Below are 19,647 nucleotides of genomic sequence, written 5' to 3' on the forward strand. Positions count from 1 at the left end.
CCTAGCGCGTGTAGAGGGATACCCTGAGGTTGAGTTGAGGGCGTGCCCCATCGGTCGTTTCCCCCTCCATCGTCGCGCGAGGCGGATTGGCGAGCTGCGCGGAGGAAGTCCACGCGGTGGTGCCCTTTGCTGGGGAAACCGGCGAGACTGCGAGCCAATGGTCAAAAGCCGCGCCGTCCTCTATGGTGCCGCCCCTTTTCCCAGCCTGATCGCCTCTCCGTGACCCCTGCCGCACGCCTGCAAGCTATTCTCGATCTGATGCATGAAGTCGAAAGTGTCGCGCGCCCCGCCGATGCTGTCGTCTCGGCTTGGTTTCGGGCCCACCGCGACCTCGGTGAGGCGGATCGGGGCCGTATTTCCGAACTGCTCTACACCCTGCTCCGGCATTACGCGCGGCTGGGCTGGTGGCTGGCGAAGCACGGACGCCCGGACACGCCGCGCAACCGGCTGCTGGCATGGCTCGCGCTCGATGGCGGCAAGACGCCGGATCAGGTCCAGGGCCTGTTCAACGGCGGAAGATTCGCGCCGGCCATCCTGAAGGACCACGAGCGCGCGCTGCTGGTGAAGCTGCAGGGCTGCGCCATCGACCATCCGGCCATGCCGGACGACGTGCGCTTCGAGTGTCCATCCTGGGCCGCCGCGCCTTTGCGGCGGCGTTTCCAGGATTCCTTCGGGCGCGAGATGGACGCGCTTCTGACGGGCGCCCCGCTCGATCTGCGCGTCAACCCGATCAAGTCCACGCGCGAGGCCATGCTGCGGGCGCTGCGGGATCTCGGCCTCGAGGCCGAGATGTCCTCCATGGCGCCCTACGGCATTCGCGTGCATGAGCGCCCCTCACTGGCCCGCCTGACCATGCTGAAAAGCGGCGAGGTCGAGATTCAGGACGAGGGCTCGCAGCTTGTCGCCATGGTGGTGGACGCGCGGCCGGGGGAGCGTGTGGTGGATTTCTGCGCCGGCGCCGGCGGCAAGACGCTGGCCATCGCCGCGCAGATGGCGAACAAGGGCCATGTCATCGCCTGCGACGTCCTCGCCACCCGCTTGAAGCGCGCCGCCGAGCGGTTCCGGCGGGCCGGGCTGCACAATATCGAGACGCGGCCCCTGACCAGCGAGACGGATCGCTGGGTGAAGCGCCACAAGGGCGGTTTCGATCGCGTGCTGGTCGACGCGCCGTGCAGCGGCACCGGCACGTGGCGGCGCAATCCCGATGCGCGCTGGCGCGTGCTGGGGCCGGGGCTTGAGAATCTCCTGCCGCTTCAGGCCCGTATTCTTGCAAGCGCGGCGCGGCTGGTGAAGCCCGGCGGGCGGCTCGTCTATGCCACCTGCTCCATGCTGGCTGAGGAGAACGAGGAGCAGGTGGCCGCCTTCCTGGCGGCGCATCCTGCATTCCATGTGGTGCCGCTGCGCGAGGTCGCGCCGCAGCTAACCGGTTCGGCGCATCCGGATTACCTGGCGCTGACGCCCGCGCAGCACGATATGGATGGCTTCTTCGCCGCCGTCATGCAGCGGGAAGCCGCGCCATCGGCCGAAGACACGCCATCGTCCGAGTAAGTCCGGGCGCGGGGGAGGGCGGGGCACCCCGCCTGCCCGCTCACTTCTTCTTCATGGGAACGCCCTTCGTGGTGAAGCGCTGCGTCCCGCCGGGGCGGCGCACGGGTCGCGGCGTGCCCGCGGCCTTGCCGGTGCCGGGCGGCTGGTGCGCCGGCACGAGCTGGTCGGGGCGCGAGCCGATGAGGTCGGCGCGGCCCATCTCCCTCAGGGCCTCGCGCAGCAGCGGCCAATTGTCGGGGTCGTGGTAGCGCAGGAATGCCTTGTGCAGCCGGCGCTGCCGCAGCCCCTTCACCGTCACCACCTTGTCGCTTGCCCCGTGCCGCACGCCGCGCAGCGGATTGACGCCGGTGTGGTACATGGCGGTGGCCGTGGCCATGGGCGAGGGCAGGAACGTCTGCACCTGATCGGCGCGATAGCGGTTCTTCTTGAGCCAAAGCGCGAGGTTCATCATGTCCTCGTCGGTCGTGCCCGGATGCGCGGCGATGAAATACGGAATGAGATAGTATTTCTTGCCGGCCTGCTTCACGGCCGCGTCGAACATCTCCTTGAAGCGGTCGTAGGCTCCTATTCCCGGCTTCATCATCTTGTCGAGCGGGCCGCGCTCGGTGTGCTCGGGCGCGATTTTCAGGTAGCCGCCGACGTGATGGGTCACCAGCTCCTTGATATATTCCGGGCTCTTCACCGCCAGATCATAGCGCACGCCGGAGGCGACCATCACCCGCTTCACGCCCTCCACCTCGCGCACCTTGCGATAGAGGCGGATCAGGTCGTCGTGCGAGGTGTTCAGGTTCGGGCAGATGTCCGGGAAGACGCAGGACGGCCGCCGGCACGCGGCCTCGATCTTCGGGTCCTTGCAGGCCATCCGGTACATGTTGGCGGTGGGCCCGCCGATGTCCGAGATCACGCCCGTGAAGCCCGGAGTCTTGTCCCGGATCAGCTCGATCTCGCGCAGGATCGAGCCTTCCGAGCGGTTCTGGATGATGCGCCCCTCGTGCTCGGTGATGGAGCAGAAGGTGCAGCCGCCGAAGCAGCCGCGCATGATGGTCACCGAGAACTTGATCATGTCCCAGGCGGGGATCTTCGCCTCGCCATAGGCGGGGTGCGGCGCGCGGGCGTAGGGCAAATCGTAGACCGAATCCATCTCTTCGCTGGTCAGCGGGATGGGCGGCGGATTCAGCCAGATGTCGCGGTCGCCGTGGCGCTGGACCAGCGGGCGGGCGTTGCCGGGGTTGCTCTCCCGGTGCAGCACGCGCGAGGCGCGGGCATAGGCTTCAGGATCCTGCTCCACCTGCTCGTAGGCCGGCAGGCGGATCACGACATCGCCGGGGCGGCGCGCGGCGCCTTCGTCAGCCGCGTCGAGATCGTCGGCGTGCAGCTCGGTGTAACCCGCGGGCACGCGTCGGAACAGCGCGACACCCCGGATGGAATCGAGATCGCGCGGCGCCTCGCCGGCGGCGATCCGGTTCGCCACCTCGATGATGGCGCGCTCGGCATTGCCGTAGACGAGCAGGTCCGCCTTGGCATCCGCCAGGATCGAGCGGCGCACCTTGTCGGACCAGTAGTCGTAATGGGCGATGCGCCGCAGCGAGGCCTCGATGCCGCCGAGCACCACCGGCACGTCCTTGAACGCCTCGCGGCAGCGCTGCGTGTAGACGATGGTCGAGCGGTCCGGCCGCCGGCCGCCTTCCCCATCGGGGGTATAGGCGTCGTCGTGGCGCAGCCGGCGGTCGGCCGTGTAGCGGTTGACCATGGAGTCCATGTTGCCGCCGGTGACGCCGAAGAACAGCTTCGGCCTGCCCAGCGCCTTGAACGGTTCCGCCGACTGCCAGTCGGGCTGCGCGATGATGCCGACCCTGAAGCCCTGGGCCTCCAGCAGGCGGCCGATGATGGCCATGCCGAAGCTGGGATGGTCCACATAGGCGTCGCCCGTCACCAGCACGATGTCGCACGCGTCCCAGCCGAGCGCCGCCATCTCGGCGCGGCTCATGGGCAGGAACGGCGCCGCCTTGCCGGAAGGGGGTCGGCGGCAGGGCAGTGAATTCAAGGGTTTTTCGGTGGCTGGGGCATCCATGGGCTCCACGCATAAGACCCCACTGCGGCAAATTCAACTCAACCGGCCCCGGCCCTGGACACATGCCCTCGACCGTGACCGGACGGCGGCTTCGCGCCGAGGCGCCGGATGCGCGCGCCAAGGTGCCTCCGGCTCATCCGCGGCGCAGGCAGAGGCTATCGGCAAGGGGCCCGCCGGCGCTATGACTACGGCGAGCCCGAAGCGCAGGCGGGGTAGGACCCATGTCGATAGCAATAGCCATTCTCGGCGGCGTCGGGCTGTTCCTGCTCGGCATGACCGTCATGACCGACGGCCTGAAGGCGCTGGCGGGGTCGGCCTTGCGCACCGTTCTCGGCAAGGCGGCGGCCTCGCCGCTCTCGGGTGCCTTCTGGGGCGCGATCGTCACCTTGCTCGTGCAGTCGTCGAGCGCGGTGACGATGACGACGATCGGTCTCGTCAGCGCCGGGTTGCTGACCTTTCCGCAGGGGCTGGGCCTGGTGTTCGGAGCCAATGTCGGCACCACGGGCACGGGCTGGCTCGTGGCGCTGATCGGCGTGCGCGTCTCGCTTTCGACCTACGCGCTGCCGATGATCTTCGCCGGCGCGCTTGCCAGGCTTCTGGGAAGCGGGCGGATCGCCGCCGCGGGCGGCGCGCTGGCGGGCTTCGCGCTGGTGCTCTATGGGCTGACGACCCTTCAGCAGGGCATGGGCGGCCTCGCGGAGAGCCTGCATCCCTCCGACCTGCCCGCGGTGGTGGGCATGCCGGGGGTCGGCTGGATCGCGGGGGCGGGCGGCCTCGCGACCCTGATCGTCGTCGGCCTGGCCATGACCGCGGTCATGCAATCCTCGACGGCGGCCATCGCCGTCACCATCTCCGCCTTCTATGCCGGTGCGGTGAGCCTGGAGCAGGGCGCGGCGCTGATCATCGGGCAGAATATCGGGACGGCGACGAGCTCCGCATTGGCGGCCATCGGCGCGAGCGTGACGGCCAAGCGCCTCGCCCTTGCTTATGTGCTGTTCAAGGTCATTGCGGCGATCATCGCGGTCGTCGCCTTTCCCTTCACCACGGAGCTGATGAAGTCCTTCGCCGTCTCCGTCGACGGGATGACGCTCCTTGCCGCCTACCATACGGCCTACAATGTCGTGGGGGTCGCTGTGCTGCTGCCCGCGACGCGGTGGTTCACCGGGATCGTCGAGCGGCTCCTGCCTTCCAGGGAGACGGCGCTCGAGCGCGCCCTCGATCCGAGCGCGCTCGTCAATCCGGTCATCGCGGTCGAAACCGCCCGGCGCGTTGTCGCCGATGTCCTCGGGAGGACCGCCGCCGCAGTGTCCTCCGCGCTGTCGGGCGAGGCCGGCCCCGCCACTCCGGCCCCCGCGGCGGCGGCACTCGCGGAGGTGCAGGATTTCCTCTCCGAATTGAAGGAGCCGCCCGAAACGGAGGCTGAGCGGCTCCGCATGACCAGCACGCTGCACGCGCTCGATCATGCCGCCCGGCTTGTGGACACCCTGGCGGACGGCGGCTTCGGAAGCCCGCCGTCCGATCCCCATGGCTTTCGCGCCGTCGAGCTGTGCCGGCTGGCGATGCGCGGGGCCCGGACGGTGTGCGGCTCGATCACGTCCGAATCCGCTCTCGGCACGCAGGCCGCGCCCATTGCCTGGAGCGTTTCGCCCGAGGTCGCCGCCGCGCTCTCCGAGATGGAGGACGCGACGCGAGACCTCCACGCTCTCCAGAAAGATCATCGCGCCGCGACCCTCGCCTCCGTCGCTCCGGGAGAACTGACCGCCGCGGATGCCTTCGCGCGGATCGACGCCGCCCGGCGGCTCGACCGGATCGCGCATCATGCCTGGCGTTCGTCGGCGCATCTCCTCGGCTGCGGCGCGCGTGGCGATGCGGCCCCGTGGCCCCAGCCGGAGAACGGCGTAGGCGGGCGGAATGAAGATGCACCCGGGCCGGGCGGCCAACGCGCCCCTTGAGCCGCCGGGCTGCCTTGAGCGCCGGCTTTAGATGACAGGCCATAGGGTCCGGCTCTGTTTCCGGGCCCTCTGAGCGATGCCTGCTGTGCACCAGAGGAGAGGCCCCACGCCCGCGCGGGGCGGGAACCTTGACCGCGGTCAAGGTCGGGTTCGATCCGTGCCTCCGCACGGGGAGGCGACCCTGACCGACGCCGCGCGAACCCGAAGCGATCCCGCTTCCCCCGGCGGGTTCGCACCAGCCCGTGAAGCATTGGAACGCCTGAAATCCGCCCCGCGCCCCTGGAAGCCCCACCGATCAAACACGCCCCCGCACCCAAGGTTCGCGGAAACAGCGCCATTTCCAACCTGATCTGAACCGGCTATCCGAAAGCGGTCGCCTCCCGCGCGGAGGCGTGGGTAGAAACGTGCGCCCGGGACGCGTGGCCAGAAGGGCGCGGATGGCCGTCGCCTCCCGCGCGGAGGCGTGGGTAGAAACAACGAGCGTCATCGTGGATTTGCGCCCAAGCATCCGTCGCCTCCCGCGCGGAGGCGTGGGTAGAAACGCCCTCGTGGCGCTCGCGCGGGAGATATCCCCGCCGTCGCCTCCCGCGCGGAGGCGTGGGTAGAAACTGAAGGTCACTCTGATTGGCGGTGCGGATCGCCGTCGCCTCCCGCGCGGAGGCGTGGGTAGAAACATCGGCGTGCTGCACTCTCGTGAGTCGTCCTGCGAGTCGCCTCCCGCGCGGAGGCGTGGGTAGAAACAAGATGGCCGAACATCATCCCACGATCATGCGGCAGTCGCCTCCCGCGCGGAGGCGTGGGTAGAAACCGCCGTTTACGGGTCCGACAACAGCGCCGAGGAGTCGCCTCCCGCGCGGAGGCGTGGGTAGAAACCGGACCTTGCCCACAACATGCTCAAGGCCCGCGAGGTCGCCTCCCGCGCGGAGGCGTGGGTAGAAACAACATCGCGAAGTGGATGGCCAGCGCGGAATCCAAGTCGCCTCCCGCGCGGAGGCGTGGGTAGAAACCATGGCCCGCCGCAACGCATCCGGGTCCAGCCCCGGGTCGCCTCCCGCGCGGAGGCGTGGGTAGAAACCACTCGCGCTTGGCGCCGGCCTCGCGGTGACATGTCGCCTCCCGCGCGGAGGCGTGGGGCGACATATGTCGGCCGTGGGGAGGCGTGCCGGCCGGCGCGCCGGTCAGATCACGAGCGGGCCGTTCAGGTCGACGGCGGGCTTCGCACCCACGTGCTCCACGCGTCGGCGCCACTCGGCACCGAGGAAATAATAGCGCAGGCTGTCGTGCGCGGGGTCGATGAGGCTTTCCAGCTCGGCCCGCAGCGTGGTCCACTGCGCGGGGTCCACCTCCACCTCGAACACGGAATACTGCACCCGCTGGCCGAAATTCCGGCACGCCTTGGCCACGCGGCGCAGCCGGCGTTCGCCCCCGGGCGTGCTCGTGCGCACATCGTAGGTCACCAGCACCATCATGCGCGGCCTCCCCTAGGCATAGCGGGGTTATTTCCAGATCCAGGGCGGATAGGCGTCGAGATCCCCCCGCAGGTGGCGCGCCAGGAGCTGCGCCTGCAGGTGGGGCACGAGGCCGAAGGGCGCCTCTTCCTCAAGGAAGGGATGGCGCCGTGCCTCGCGCTTGCGCTCCTGCCAGGCGGTCAGCACCGTGCGGCGGCCCTCATCCGTGAGCAAGACGGCGCCGCCCTCCTTCTCCTCGAAGTCGCGCGAGCGCAGCTGGCGCCGGTTGATGAGGGAGAGGGCGAGGCGATCGGCCAGGATGGGCCTCAGCTCCTCCATCAGGTCGAGCGCGAGGCTGGGCCGGCCCGGCCTGTCGCGGTGGAGGAAGCCGACCGCGGGGTCGAGGCCGACCCCCTCCGCGGCGCTGCGGCAATCATGGGTGAGCAGGGTGTAGAGGAAGGACAGCACCGCGTTCACCGGATCACGCGGGGGCCGCCGGCTCCGCCCGCGGAAGCGCAGCGCCTCGTCCGGCGAGCGCACCAGATGGTCGAACACCGAGAAATAGGCGAGCGCGGCCTCGCCCTCCGCGCCGCGCATCGCGTCCAGCCCCTCCTTCTCGAAGGCGACCCGGCGCAGGATGCGGGCCATCCGCTCCACCACGGCATCGACGGCGCCGCGCGCCTCGGGCGCCATCTCCGCCCCATAGTCCCGGAGGGCGCGCTGCAGCACCGCGCGCTGGTTGGCGATCTTGCCCGAGACGATGGAGCGCACGATCTCGTCCGGCGCATCGGAGGCCCGGTATTGCGCGCGGCGCAGCAGCACATTGCCGGAAACCGGCCCCTCCAGCCGCGCCCGGAAGCGCCCGACCCGGTCCAGCAGCACCAGCGCCACGCCGCGCTCGGCCAGCGCTTCCATCAGCGGCGGGGAGAGGAGGATGGCGCCGAAAACCACCACCGAGCCGAGCATGTGGAACGGCACGCGCGCCCGCTCCGCATTCTCGATGTCCACCACGAGGTTTTCGCCGTCCTTGCGCAGGGCGGCGCCCTCGGTGGTCACGTAGAGCGTGTTCAGGAGCTTCTTCAAGGCGCGTCCCCTGTCTGTTCGAGCGCGTCCCCGACGGCGGCGGCGCGGAAGGCGAGGGCGCTGCGTCCGCCGAGCCGCGGCCGGCACAGCTCCACCAGGGAGCAGGGGCGGCACCGCTCCGCCTTGTACTGGGCCGGGGGCGTGCGGCCGGAGGCGAACAGGGCGGCGAGGGTCGCGGCCGTGTCCTCGGTGAGGCGGCGCAGCCCGGCATCGAACGGCACCACCACGCGGCGCTTCGTCTCGCCATAGAAGAGCGCGCCTTCCGGCACCGGCCGGCCGGTCATCTCCTCCAGGCACAGGGCCTGGGCGCAGAGCTGCACCTCGTCGGCGCGGTGGAGCTTGGCCTTGCCGCGCTTGAATTCCACCGGATAGGGCGTCTCGCCCTCGGGCCCGGCGTGAAATTCCACGAGATCGGCGACGCCGGAGAGATTGAGCCTGCGGCAGGCGAGGGGCAGGGCCGTGACGCGGCGCACCACCCCGCGGGCGTGGCTGGAAGGCGTGTGCGCCTTCTCGTGCAGCACGCGCCCCTCGGCGGTGAAGCGGTTCTCCTCCCACAGGCGCTCCAGATGGATGAGCGCCGCCTGCCGCAGGCAGAACACCGCGTGCTGGAGCGCGGAGAGGGGGATGGGATCGTCTGTGGGTGCCGGGGGTGAGATTGACATGGTTTAGAACGTCAACCACGATGAAGCGGATAGAAAGGAGGTTTAGCATGCGCCGTAAAACAACGCTTCGAGTCCGCCTCTTCGGCATCCCCGTACTTGATGTCGAATGGGAGCCTATATAGTCGCGCATCAACGCGCGTGGGTTGAAACATCGTAGTTGAAGTTCCAGTGAAGAAAGCCCCCCTGTAGAAATGCAGGGGGGCGGTCTTTTTTGGTTCAGAGAACGTCCACGATCTCCACCCCCTCCGGCAGGCCCTCCTTGTCCAGGAGCACCTCATAGTCCTCGAAGCGGCGGGCGGGCGGATAATTGGAGAGGCGCGAATTGTCGAGGTCGTAAAGCTCCCCCTCGACACGCCGCTTCACGCTCACCCGCTTGAACAGGCGGGAGGCGGCCTCGTTGCCGAGCGCGGAGGCGTGCTTGAAGGCGATCACCCGGCGCGTCTCCATCTCGCCGCGGGCGGCGGAGCGGTCGTGCTCGAACATCACCTTCAGCGCCTCGAACAGGTGGGCGAGGTCCGCCTCGCCGAAGCCGGTGCGCTCGGCGAGCTTGGCATTGACGAAGATGTGCGCCCGGTAGAGCCCGTAGGGCACGATGTGCTTGCGGCCCATGGTGCGGTTCTCGGTGCGCTCGTCGCCGCTGTCCTTGTCGCGGTCCGCCTTCTCCTTCTCGGTGGTGGCGGCCATGCGGGTGATGGAGATCTCGAGCGGCAGGATCTTCTCCACCGAGGAGGCGAAGGTCACCTGCACCGGCCCGCGCACCTGCCCGGCATTGATGCCGGTGCTCATGACGGCGCCGAAGGTGCGTATGTCGAAGAAGTTCTTGCACATGAAGGCCGTGAGCGCCTTGCCTTCCGCCTCATCCTTGGGATTGAGCTTGGCGTCCTTGTCGACCTTGGGGTCGTCCTTGCGCAGCGCCTTATAGGCCTCGCGGTGGCGCTGGTTGAGGATGGCGCCTTCCTGCACATAGATGCGGTAGCCGGGCTCGCTGCCCTTGGCGAGCTCGGTGTAGTTGCGGATCTTGCGCTTCAGCGAGACATCGGTGACGAGGCCGGTGCTGGTCTCGGGGTCGATGCGCGGCAGGTTGCCGGCGTCGGGGTCGCCATTGGGGTTGCCGTTGGTGACGTCGAACAGGAACACGATGTCGTAGCGGTTGGCGAGCGCGGTCATTGGGCGGCCTCCCCGGCCTCGGCGGTCTCGGGTTTCTCGGGTTTGCGGAAGAAATCGTTGCGCTGGTGGTAGTAGCCGAGCGCGAACAGGGCCTGGCTGCGATCGGGCAGGCTGGCAGGATAGGGGTCGGCGCCCGGCTCCATCAGCTCCATGATGGCGCCGATCTGCTTTTCGAGATTCACGCGGCGGCCGGGATTCTGCTTTCCCACCTTGGACAGGTGGTTGATCGAGTTGGAATCGATATACGGAAACACCTTGCGCGGCTGGGCGGAGGCGGCGCCGTAGAACTTGTCCTTGATGGTGGCGTTGACGTTTCGGCCCAGCGCATCTTCCTGTGCCCGCTCGTAAACGGCGAACAGGCGCCCGAGGAGATAGCCGGGGTCCTTGCATGTGAGGTCGAGCGACACGGGCGCCTCCACGTCGAAATTCCTGATGAGGACGGATTTGAGAATGCCCACGCGCAGCGCGTTCACATCGTGGTCTGCGCGCAGGCGGGTGATGACTGAGGACAGGAGCGTGAGCGGATAGGGCGCGCCGGTGAGGATGGCGCGCATCCATTCGCCCGCGAGGTTGGGCTGGATGTTCTCGGTTTTGCGCAGGCTGGCCGTTTCCACCAGCAGGCGCCACATGGAGGGCGCGGGCTCTCGCGGCGGGGGCTCCACCCGCAGGCGCTCGTGGTGCTCCGCATAGCGCCGGGCGATGGCGCCGAACTCGTCCTCCACATAGAAGCGGATGGACAGGCGCGAGGCATTGGGCGCGAGGCCCAGCACATGGAAGCGCACGCCGGGCGCAAGCGCGGGCTGGAACTCGCCGATGGATTTTCCCTCTTTCAGCCGCTCAAGGATGGCGGAGACCTTCTCGGCCTCGATCTTCAGGTCGGGGTCCATGAGGAGCGCCGCCAGCTCGTCCGCCTTGTCGGCGGCGGCGGCATCCTCGGCCTCGGCCCAGAAGACGGTGGAGGCGTCACCGATCTGGATGCGGTGGCCGCTGCCGCGTTCGAGGAAGTGGTTGAGCGCGGTGGTGTAGGCGAAGGCCGCCGCCTCCGACACCGGCGCGTTGTCACCCTGCTCGTGGCCGTAGGAGGTGAAGGCGTCGAGATTGAAGGAGACGATGGAGGCGCCGGAGGATTGCGCGCCCCACACCCCCTTGATGGCCGGGTGCAGTCGCGCCACTGGCGCGTGGGCGCCCGTGACGAGGCACGCGGCCTGCGATTTCTCCCCCTCCGCAGACAGGCGCGCCCACAGCTCCCGCGCCGCCGGGCGGTCGTGGATGCGGATGTTGTCGAGCCGCTCGCTCTCCAGGGCGAAGACGAGGTTCTGGTCCTTCATCTCCTCCGGCCAGCCCAGCGCCTCGAACCGCTCCGGGCTCCACCAGCCGAGGAAGCCCAGGAACGCCTTGAGGCCGGGGTCGCCGGTGCCGGCGAGCCATTCCTGGTGCTTGTCGATGAAGGCCTGGTGCTCCTGCGCGGTGCGCTTGCCCTCGCCGGCGGTGACGCCGAGCACATAGGCCGTTTTGTCCCACAGGAAGCTGGGGGCGATGCCGGAGGTGCGCTTGGGCGGCTGGGGCACCGCCATCGGCGGCGCCACCTTCTTCTTGCCCGTGCCCTGCCGCAGGTCGATGGGCACGCCATCCGGGGTGCCGTCCGCGTTCAGGGAAATGAGGAAGCCGATCCCCACCTGGGAAAAGCCGAACGCCGGCACCTCTCCCCGCGATGCCATGTTGTCGTAGGCGAGGGCCAGTGAGGTCAGGATTGTCATGGACAGGCTTCGCGTTAGGGTGGGCTCACCAGATCAGCTACCGCACACTCATTTTTCAGTTTTCAGTTTCGATCCACGCCTCCGCACGGGAGGCGACGTGTGACTGTGGATCGCTCAGGTGAGCCCAAGCCAATATACCGCGCCATTCCACGATGTCACTTTTGAAAACTGAAAACCGGCATCCACTTTTGAAAACTGATGAATGATGTGCGTAGCAGATGCGTTGACACTCAGTCCGCATCAGGGTAATTATCCCGAAGCTGCAGCTGAGCGGCTGCGCAGAAGAGTCCGGTCTCCACCCCATGCTCTCGCTGCTCATCATCACCGTGTTTGGGATGGATTCCACGCCATTCCAAACACGGTCGTTTGTGATAGCGCTCATCGCATCACCTCCGGCGAATCCGGCGCGGGCACCTTCAGCACGCCGTCCTTCAAGGTGGCCCGGAAGAAGAGCGAGGCGCGGTCGCCCGCGTGGTCGATGTCGTAGAGCATGAAGCCGAGGTCGCGCGGGTGGCCGAAGCCCAGGTCCGGCGTCATGTCTTCCGGCTTCCGGTCCTCCGCCTCCCCCATGGGCATGTCCGGCTCGATCAGCTCGAAATCGGCCGCGAACTCCCGTGTGCCCAGGCAGGGCTGGTGGAAGCACTGGCCGCGCCGTGCCCGCCGGCTGAAGGTGTCGAGGTGCTTGGCCGGGTTGTCGTCCGGCCCCGCCCGCCCCGTCATCTCGAAATGGGCTGAGATGATGTAGGCGACGTCCACCAGCACCGTGGCGGCCCGCTGCTGGCGGTTGTCTTCCACCACCAGCATGAGATCGGAGATGTCTCCGCTCTTCATGGCGGTGGCGATGGCCCGCGTGGGCGCCTTGGCGCCCACCTCGTTGCGGCGGATGGACTGGAAGCGGATGGGCCTCAGCACCCGGATCTCGTCCACCACCCAGCGGATCGCCGGCTTCCAGTGGATCGCCTCCAGGATGCCCCGCGCGGCGGAGGGGGTCATCACGTCGTAGGAGACCCTTTCCACCTTCATCTCCGGGCGCGTATAGCAGGCTCGCGCGCCGCTGACCTTGAGACGGACACCAAACCCCATCTGCGGGCTCCCGAGGATGCCTTCCCTCTACGGAAGTAGGAATACACGGTTAGGTTGATTCGTGGCTCGGCGCTACAGGATGAAGTCCTCGCCCAGCTCGTCCGCCCGCTCCCATGCGAGGCCGGTTTCCGGGCTGTAGAGGCTGTCCGTTCGCAGCACCGCGAACTGGTCGGCGAAGCCTTCCACGTAGGCGACATGGCTGTTGCGGATCAAGGTGTCGCGGTCGCGCGGCGGCACGCCCACCACATGGCCTTGCAGCCGCCGCGCGGCAGCGCTGGCCGGCATCGCGCCGGCGCGCAGTGCATCGAGGACCTGTTGCACCTCCGCCGCGCGCGCGATGATCACCGGCGCCATGCCGTCCTCGATCAGGCGGAAGTTCTCGCCCACGGTGCGATAGGCGAAAGCTGTGCCGTTGCTGAGCCCGAAATGCGACAGCACGGATTTTCCCACCCGCTTTCCATCGGCATCCGGCACGCAGATCTGGTCGAGCGCGTCCCCCGCCTGCCAGTAGACCTGCTTGAAATAGGCTTCGATGGCGGCCTTGGAGAACAGGTCGTCGTGCTTTCCCGCCACCCATTCCATGGCCTGCGCGAAGCGGGCGATCTCGCTGGGGGGCTTCGCGTCGGCGGGGGTGAAGACGATGATACGGCTCTCCTCCCGGCTCCAGCGCCATTCCCGATTGACGCGGCCGGCGGCCTGGATGATGGCATCCAGCCCCGCCATGGCGCGCCAGGCGCGGGGGAAGGAGACGTCCACCCCCGCCTCGATGAGGCTGGTGGAGATCACCCGGCATGCCTCGCCGCCGGAAAGCCGCCGGCGCACCTCGGCGAGGATTGTCCGGCGGTCGGTGGCGGTCTGGCGGGTGGAGAGGTGGATGAGGCCGGACAGCCCCGCCGCCTGCGCTGCCCGGTAGAGCTCCAGCGCGTGGCGGCGGCCGTTGACGATCACGAGGCCCTGGGGGTGCTCCCGCATCTCCTCCACCAGCGCCGCGTCGTCGAGCTTGCCGGGGCGGACCTCCGGCGTCACCCTCCGGAAGGCGGCGTCGAGGCGCTCGGGATCGGGCGCGAGCGCCTGGGTGGTCTCGGGAGAGAAGCCGCCCTTGAAGCGCGGGGCCAGCAGGGCCGGCTGGGTGGCCGTGCACAGCACGACGGTGCAGCCGTAGTTGCGCGCAAGCTCGTCCAGCATGGCCACGCAGGGGCGCAGCACGTTGAGCGGGATCACCTGCGCCTCGTCCAGGATGATGACGCTGTTGGCGATGTTGTGCAGCTTGCGGCACCGCGACGTGCGGTGGGAAAAGAGGCTCTCGAACAGCTGCACATTGGTGGTGACCACGATGGGCGCCGCCCAGTTCTCCATGGCGAGGCGCCGCTTCGCGTCGAGCCGCTGATCGTTGTACAGCGCCGCGCCGTCTCCTGGCTCCAGCGCGGAATGATGCTCCAGGATGAGTTCGTCGCCAAGCACGCGGCGGAACACGTCCGCCGTCTGCTCGATGATGGAGGTGAAGGGGATCGCGTAGATGATACGATCCATGCCGTGCTGCTTCGCATGCTCCAGCGCGAAGGCGAGGGAAGCCAGCGTCTTGCCGCCGCCGGTGGGGACATCGAGGGTGAACACCCCGCGTTTCAGCGTCGCGCGCTCCCGCACATGGGCGAGAACCTCCTGCCGCAGCTGGTACAGCGGCTCCGCGCGTCTCTCTTCCGGCACGGCGGCGCGCATGGCTTCCATATGGGTATCGAACGCTGCGATCAGCGTGTCGATGCGTGCGCCGAGGGGGGGCCATTCCCGCTCGTGCGCCTGCCCGCCCACGGAGTCGTAGAAGCACTCGGTGCCGATGAAATCCGCGTCCACGAGGCAGGAGAACAGCATGCGCCCGAGCGTTGCGAGGCGGAAGGCGAATGCGTCCTTGTCCTTCAGGTCGAGCTTGAAGCCCTCCGGCAGCAGGCCCTGCACCGGTGGGACGGGCAGCTCGCGCCAGGCGTCGGCCAGGGCGGGGATCGCGGTGCTGGTCTTGAGCCGCATTTCGAGTGTGGAATCGCTGCCGCCGAGCTTGTCGGGAAGGCCGGCGTGGTGCCCGCAGATGCCGTAGGCGACAAGCTCGGCCATGAGCTTGTCGTAGAGCGAGCCCGTTTCCGCCGCGCGCATGATGGCGCGCGCTCCCGCCGTGGAGTGATCGACGCTCGACCCCTGGCCGTTAATGTAAGCCTGGAAAAGGATGCTGAACTTGCCGAGGTCATGCAGCAGGCCCGCAAGATAGGCCGCCGCGGACCCGCCGAACGCCGCGGCGAAAGCGGCGGCGAGGCGCGCCACGGCTTCGAGGTGCTCCTGCAGCGGCTCCCAGTTCGCCTGGTCGTTCCGTTCTGTCGAGTGCGCGTAGAAAGCGGAGATGGTGGGCTTCATCGTCATGCGGCGGCCTGCAAGCTCCCGGAGTCGCCTCTCGCCGCCGAAACCGGGCACTGCCGGCCGCAACGCGAATCGCGAAGAATGACAACTCATGCGAGCATATGCGGGTAATGTCGTCGAGGCTGGCCGGTGCGCCCCGGCGTCGCAGGAGAGCATCCGGGCGGTCTTGCCGGCATGATGCAAAAGGTGCCTCTCGCGCGGCGATGGCGCCACGCGGATCGACGCGGGCCGTCCGTCGTCATGGGATCGGGTATCACCATCGGGATGGATCGAAACGACGCGCGCCATGTCGTGTCGGGCCTGTTCCCGAGTGTCGTTCCGCTGAGGGGCGCGGCCGCCCTCTCTGGTTCCCGGTCCTTCGGCGTGACGCTCAGGCTGGAAGCGAGCGGCCGGCTGCGCGCCGGCCTCAGCGCTCCGCCTTCTGCGGGCGGGCCATGAGGGCTTCGATGGCGGCGTCGATGGAGAGGCGCTCCCGCAGCACCGCGTCCACGGCGGCGCTCACCGGCATCTCCACCGCCTGCGCCGCCGCCATCTCCACCAGCACGCCGGCGGTGAAGGCGCCTTCCGCCAGCTTGTCGGGCGCCGCCGTGCCGGCGCCCAAAGCCGCGCCGAAGGCGAAGTTGCGGGACTGGGGGCCGGAGGTGGTGAGGATCAGGTCGCCAAGGCCGGAAAGGCCGGTCATGGTCTCCGGCCGTCCGCCATAGGCCGTCGCGAAGCGCGTCAGCTCGGCGAAGCCGCGCGCCACCAGGGCCGCGCCCGCGCTGGCGCCGAGCCGCCGCCCGGCCACGATGCCGGCGGCGATGGCGAGCACGTTCTTGGTGGCGCCGCCGATCTCCACGCCCCGCACGTCGGTAGAAAAATAGAGCCGCAGCGTGGAGGAGCCCAAAGCGTCGCACAGCGCGCGCGCCAGCGCCTCGTCCGCGCTGGCCAGGGTGACGGCGGTGGGCAGGCCGGCGGCCACGTCGCTCGCGAAGCTGGGGCCGGAGAGCACGGCGGGAACGGCGGCCGGCGCCTCGGCGGCGATCACCTCGGTGATGAAGGCGCGGGTGCCCCGCTCGATGCCCTTGGCGCAGGAGACCACGGGCGTGCCGCGCGCGAGCAGCGGCGCCAGCTCACGCGTCACGGTGCGGCAGGCCTGGGCCGGCACCACCAGCAGCACGGCATCGCATTCCGCCGTCAGGGCGAGGCTGGCGGTGGGCGTCACGCCCGGATCGAGGGCGATGCCGGGCAGGGCGCGGCGATTGTTACGGCGGGCGAGCATGTCCGCCACCTGGATGGCGTCGCGCGCATAGAGGCGCACCTGCCGGCCGGCGCGGGCGGCGGCATTGGCGAGGGCGGTGCCCCAGGCGCCGGCGCCCACCACGCCGATGGTCTGGAAGGACGCCACGGCTCAGGCCCGCGCGTGGGCGGAGGCGGCGGCCGCGGGATCGAGCGGCCAGCGGGCGCGGGGGCTCACCTCCAGCGTGTCCTGCAGCCCGCGGGAGAGGCGCTCGGCGCCGGCCCAGGCGATCATGGCGCCATTGTCGGTGCACAGGTTCGGGGCGGGCATGGCGAAGCGGGTGTTGAGCTCGGCCGCCTGGCGGGCGAGGGCGGCGCGGATGGCGCCGTTGGCCGCGACGCCGCCGGCCACCACCAGCGCCGTGGGGCCGCGCCCCAGCCGGTCACGGAAGGCGCGGGCGCCGGCCTTCACCCGGTCCACGATCACCTCCACCACCGCCGCCTGGAAGCCGGCGCACAGGTCCGCCACGTCGCCGTCGGTGAGGGGGGCGAGCTTCTCCGCCTCCAGCCGCACGGCGGTCTTGAGGCCGGAGAGGGAGAAGTCGGGTTCGCGCCGGCCGAGCATGGGGCGGGGGAAGGCGAAGCGGGCGGCGTGGCCCTGGGCGGCCTGGGCCTCCACCTGCGGGCCGCCGGGGTAGGGCAGGCTCAGCATCTTGGCCACCTTGTCGAAGGCCTCGCCCACGGCGTCGTCCAGGGTGGTGCCGAGGCGGGTGTAGCGGCCCACGTCCTCCACCGCCAGAAGCTGGGTGTGGCCACCGGAGACCAGCAGCAGGAGGTAGGGAAAGGCCACCCCGTCGGTGAGGCGGGCGGTGAGGGCGTGGGCCTCCAGGTGGTTCACCGCCACCAGCGGCTTGCGGGCGGCGAGGGCGATGGCCTTGGCCGTGGTGAGCCCGACGATGACCCCGCCGATGAGCCCCGGACCCGCCGCCGCCGCGACGCCCGACAGCTCGGAGAAGGAGAGATTCGCCTGCCGCATGGCCTCGGCGATCACGTGGTCGAGGATCTCCACATGGGCGCGGGCGGCGATCTCCGGCACCACGCCGCCATAGGGCGAGTGGATGGCGATCTGCGAGCGGATCACGTTCGAGCGGATGGCGCTGGCGCCGGAGGGCGAGCGCGACACCACGGCGGCGGAGGTCTCGTCGCAGGTGGTCTCGATGCCGAGAACGAGAAGATCCGCCAAGTTGCCCCCGCTTTCCGCGCTGCGCCGGAACGCCGCTCTACCCCGATTTGATTCCTGCGCGCATTGTACGCGCCCATGAGTGCAGACACGAACACCCAAAAGCGCCATTCCTCAGGCATTTCCGCAGATGCGCCCGCGCCGCGGCTCACCATCGGCACCCGTGGTAGCCCGCTGGCGCTGTGGCAGGCCCATGCCGTGCGCGCGGCGCTTGCGGCGGCTCTCGGCCGGGCGGAAGAGACGATCGCCGTCGAGATCATCCGCACCACGGGCGATACCATCCAGGATCGTGCGCTGGCGGAGGCGGGCGGCAAGGGCCTCTTCACCAAGGAGATCGAGGACGCGCTTCTCGAAGGGCGCATCGATCTGGCGGTGCATTCGGCCAAGGACGTGGCGACCGTGCTGCCCGAGGGCCTGCACCTTGCCGGCTACCTGCCGCGCGCCGACGTGCGCGACGCGCTCATCCTGAAGCGTGGCGCGCACCTGGACGACCTCGCCCCCGGCGCGAAGGTGGGCACCGCCTCCCTGCGCCGCGCGGCGCAGATGAAGCGCCTGCGGCCGGACCTGACCGTGGAGCTGCTGCGCGGCAACGTGCACACCCGCCTCGCCCGCGTGCGGGAAGGGGATTTCGACGCCACCCTGCTGGCGCTCGCCGGCCTCACCCGGCTCGGCCTCGCCCATGAGGCGAGCGCCGTGCTGGAGACGCGTCACTTCCTGCCGGCGGTGGGGCAGGGGGCGGTGGCCATCGAGTGCCGCATGGCGGATGCGCCGACCAATGCCGCCATCGGCGCCATCGCCTGCCGCGATACCGGCATCGCGCTTGATGCCGAGCGCGCCTTTCTGGCGGCGCTCGACGGCTCCTGCCGCACCCCCATCGCGGGGCTCGCCACGGTGGAGGGGGGGCTGGTGCGCCTTTCCGGCCTGGTGCTGGCCCTCGACGGCACGGACGCCGCCGAGACCGAGGAGAGCGCCCCCCTCGCGGAGGCCGCGGCCCTCGGCGCGCGCTGCGGCGCGCGGCTGCGGCAGAGCGCGCCCGCCCGTGCCCTCGGGCTTTAAGGCCTTTTCCTGCGAAGTGGATGCCGGTTCGCAGGAATCTTCTCCATAGCCTGGAACGGTTGCCGCGCGCAGACGCGAGCGGGAAGCGCTCCAGGGCCTGTCCGGCGAATGCCGGCTCACTGGACAGGCTCGACCCCTTTGCGGGATCGCAAATCCGGCGGCAAAATCGCTGCGCGGTTTTGGTGGATCTGCTCTGGCCGCGCGACGGAAAGCTCCCGCGTGCCGGCCAGAGCGAACGGGACAAGACGCCATGCACTTCCTGATCACCCGTCCGGAGCCTGCCGCGAGCCAGACCGCGGAGCGCCTGCGCAAGCTCGGCCACGAGGCGACGGTGGACCCCATGCTGCGCATCGCCCCCACCACCGCGCCGCTGCCGGCGGGGCCGTTCGATGCGGTGGCCTTCACCTCCATCAACGGGGTGAAGGCGTTCGCGGCCCATCCGGAGGGGCCGGGCCTGTTCCGCCTGCCGGCGTTCGCGGTGGGCACCCGCACCGCCAAGGAGGCGCGGGCGGTGGGCTTCAGCCATGTCACCGATTGCGCCGGCGATGCCGATGCCCTCGCCGGCCGCCTCGCGCAGGCGCTGCCGGAGGGCGCGCGCGTGCTCAACCCGGCCGGCGAGGACCGCGCGGCGGACCTCGCGGAGCTGCTGAAGGCGCCGGGGCTGGAGCTGGTGCTCACCATCATCTACGCCGCCGAGCCGGCGGACGCCCTCTCGCCCGAGGCGCGGGCCGCGCTGGAGGCGGGGCGCATCGATGCCGCGCTTCATTTCTCCCAGCGCACGGTGAAGACCCTGCTCGCCTGCGTGACGGCGGCGGGGCTCGGCTGCCGGCTCGCGGCGGTGCGGGAGTTCTGCCTGTCCGAGCAGGTGGGCGGTCCTCTGGTGAAGGCCGGCTATCCTATAGAAGCGGCGTCCGCGCCCAATGAGGACGCGCTGTTCGCGCTGTTCTGATCGCGCCGCGCCC

At 69.6% G+C, this 19,647-nt stretch carries 14 protein-coding genes and 1 CRISPR repeat array; of the genes, 4 read left to right on the plus strand and 10 right to left on the minus strand.

Annotated elements, in window-relative coordinates:
* Positions 1-42 precede the first annotated feature (42 nt).
* Positions 43-1,548: an RsmB/NOP family class I SAM-dependent RNA methyltransferase gene (locus tag V5F75_RS11025; RefSeq protein ID WP_394034895.1), complete on the plus strand. Its 1,506-nt coding sequence runs from the start codon at positions 43-45 to the stop codon at positions 1,546-1,548.
* A gap of 40 nt (positions 1,549-1,588) precedes the next feature.
* Here the strand turns inward: V5F75_RS11025 and V5F75_RS11030 are convergent, their stop codons facing one another.
* Positions 1,589-3,619 carry a YgiQ family radical SAM protein gene (locus V5F75_RS11030; protein ID WP_394034896.1) on the minus strand — a complete coding sequence of 677 codons (2,031 nt, stop codon included), beginning with the start codon at positions 3,617-3,619 and terminating at the stop codon, positions 1,589-1,591.
* Positions 3,620-3,840: 221 nt separating this feature from the next.
* Here V5F75_RS11030 and V5F75_RS11035 point away from each other — a divergent pair, with 221 nt between their 5' ends.
* Positions 3,841-5,571, plus strand: coding sequence for a Na/Pi cotransporter family protein (locus tag V5F75_RS11035; RefSeq protein WP_394034897.1), 1,731 nt, complete (start codon positions 3,841-3,843; stop codon positions 5,569-5,571).
* A 372-nt stretch (positions 5,572-5,943) separates the two neighbouring features.
* Positions 5,944-6,711: direct repeats of the CRISPR family, unit length 32 nt; unit sequence GTCGCCTCCCGCGCGGAGGCGTGGGTAGAAAC.
* Positions 6,712-6,749: 38 nt separating this feature from the next.
* On the opposite strand, the gene cas2 is transcribed toward V5F75_RS11035, so the two are convergent.
* From cas2 to tsaD, 9 genes are all read right to left on the minus strand, one after another.
* Positions 6,750-7,040: a CRISPR-associated endonuclease Cas2 gene (gene cas2, locus V5F75_RS11040; RefSeq protein WP_394034898.1), complete on the minus strand. Its 291-nt coding sequence runs from the start codon at positions 7,038-7,040 to the stop codon at positions 6,750-6,752.
* Between the two features lie 27 nt (positions 7,041-7,067).
* Positions 7,068-8,102 (minus strand): type I-C CRISPR-associated endonuclease Cas1c, encoded by a 1,035-nt coding sequence (cas1c, locus tag V5F75_RS11045; RefSeq protein ID WP_394034899.1) that lies wholly within the window; start codon positions 8,100-8,102, stop codon positions 7,068-7,070.
* The gene (gene cas4 / locus V5F75_RS11050) at positions 8,099-8,764 is read right to left on the minus strand and encodes a CRISPR-associated protein Cas4 (protein ID WP_394034900.1); all 666 of its coding nucleotides are present in this window, start codon (positions 8,762-8,764) and stop codon (positions 8,099-8,101) included. Before cas4 ends, cas1c begins: the two co-directional genes overlap by 4 nt.
* A gap of 216 nt (positions 8,765-8,980) precedes the next feature.
* Positions 8,981-9,931, minus strand: coding sequence for a type I-C CRISPR-associated protein Cas7/Csd2 (gene cas7c / locus V5F75_RS11055; RefSeq protein WP_394034901.1), 951 nt, complete (start codon positions 9,929-9,931; stop codon positions 8,981-8,983).
* Positions 9,928-11,688, minus strand: coding sequence for a type I-C CRISPR-associated protein Cas8c/Csd1 (gene cas8c / locus V5F75_RS11060; protein ID WP_394034902.1), 1,761 nt, complete (start codon positions 11,686-11,688; stop codon positions 9,928-9,930). Before cas8c ends, cas7c begins: the two co-directional genes overlap by 4 nt.
* A 378-nt stretch (positions 11,689-12,066) precedes the next feature.
* The gene (gene cas5c / locus V5F75_RS11065; RefSeq protein ID WP_509212175.1) at positions 12,067-12,711 is read right to left on the minus strand and encodes a type I-C CRISPR-associated protein Cas5c; all 645 of its coding nucleotides are present in this window, start codon (positions 12,709-12,711) and stop codon (positions 12,067-12,069) included.
* A 132-nt stretch (positions 12,712-12,843) separates the two neighbouring features.
* A complete protein-coding gene (gene cas3 / locus V5F75_RS11070; RefSeq protein WP_394034904.1) occupies positions 12,844-15,174 on the minus strand; it encodes a CRISPR-associated helicase Cas3' in 2,331 nt (776 codons plus the stop codon).
* A gap of 403 nt (positions 15,175-15,577) precedes the next feature.
* Positions 15,578-16,558, minus strand: a complete 981-nt coding sequence (locus V5F75_RS11075; RefSeq protein ID WP_394034905.1) for an NAD(P)H-dependent glycerol-3-phosphate dehydrogenase — start codon at positions 16,556-16,558, stop codon at positions 15,578-15,580.
* 3 nt (positions 16,559-16,561) lie between these two features.
* Entirely contained in the window at positions 16,562-17,632 is a 1,071-nt protein-coding gene (gene tsaD / locus V5F75_RS11080; RefSeq protein ID WP_394034906.1) for a tRNA (adenosine(37)-N6)-threonylcarbamoyltransferase complex transferase subunit TsaD, read from the minus strand.
* Between the two features lie 75 nt (positions 17,633-17,707).
* On the opposite strand from tsaD, the gene hemC reads away from it, so the two are divergent.
* Entirely contained in the window at positions 17,708-18,685 is a 978-nt protein-coding gene (hemC, locus tag V5F75_RS11085) for a hydroxymethylbilane synthase (RefSeq protein WP_394034907.1), read from the plus strand.
* 250 nt (positions 18,686-18,935) lie between these two features.
* On the plus strand, positions 18,936-19,634 hold the full coding sequence (locus V5F75_RS11090) for a uroporphyrinogen-III synthase (RefSeq protein ID WP_394034908.1): 699 nt from the start codon (positions 18,936-18,938) through the stop codon (positions 19,632-19,634).
* Positions 19,635-19,647 lie beyond the last annotated feature (13 nt).

The organism is Xanthobacter albus (assembly GCF_043194895.2).
Taxonomy (GTDB): domain Bacteria; phylum Pseudomonadota; class Alphaproteobacteria; order Rhizobiales; family Xanthobacteraceae; genus Xanthobacter.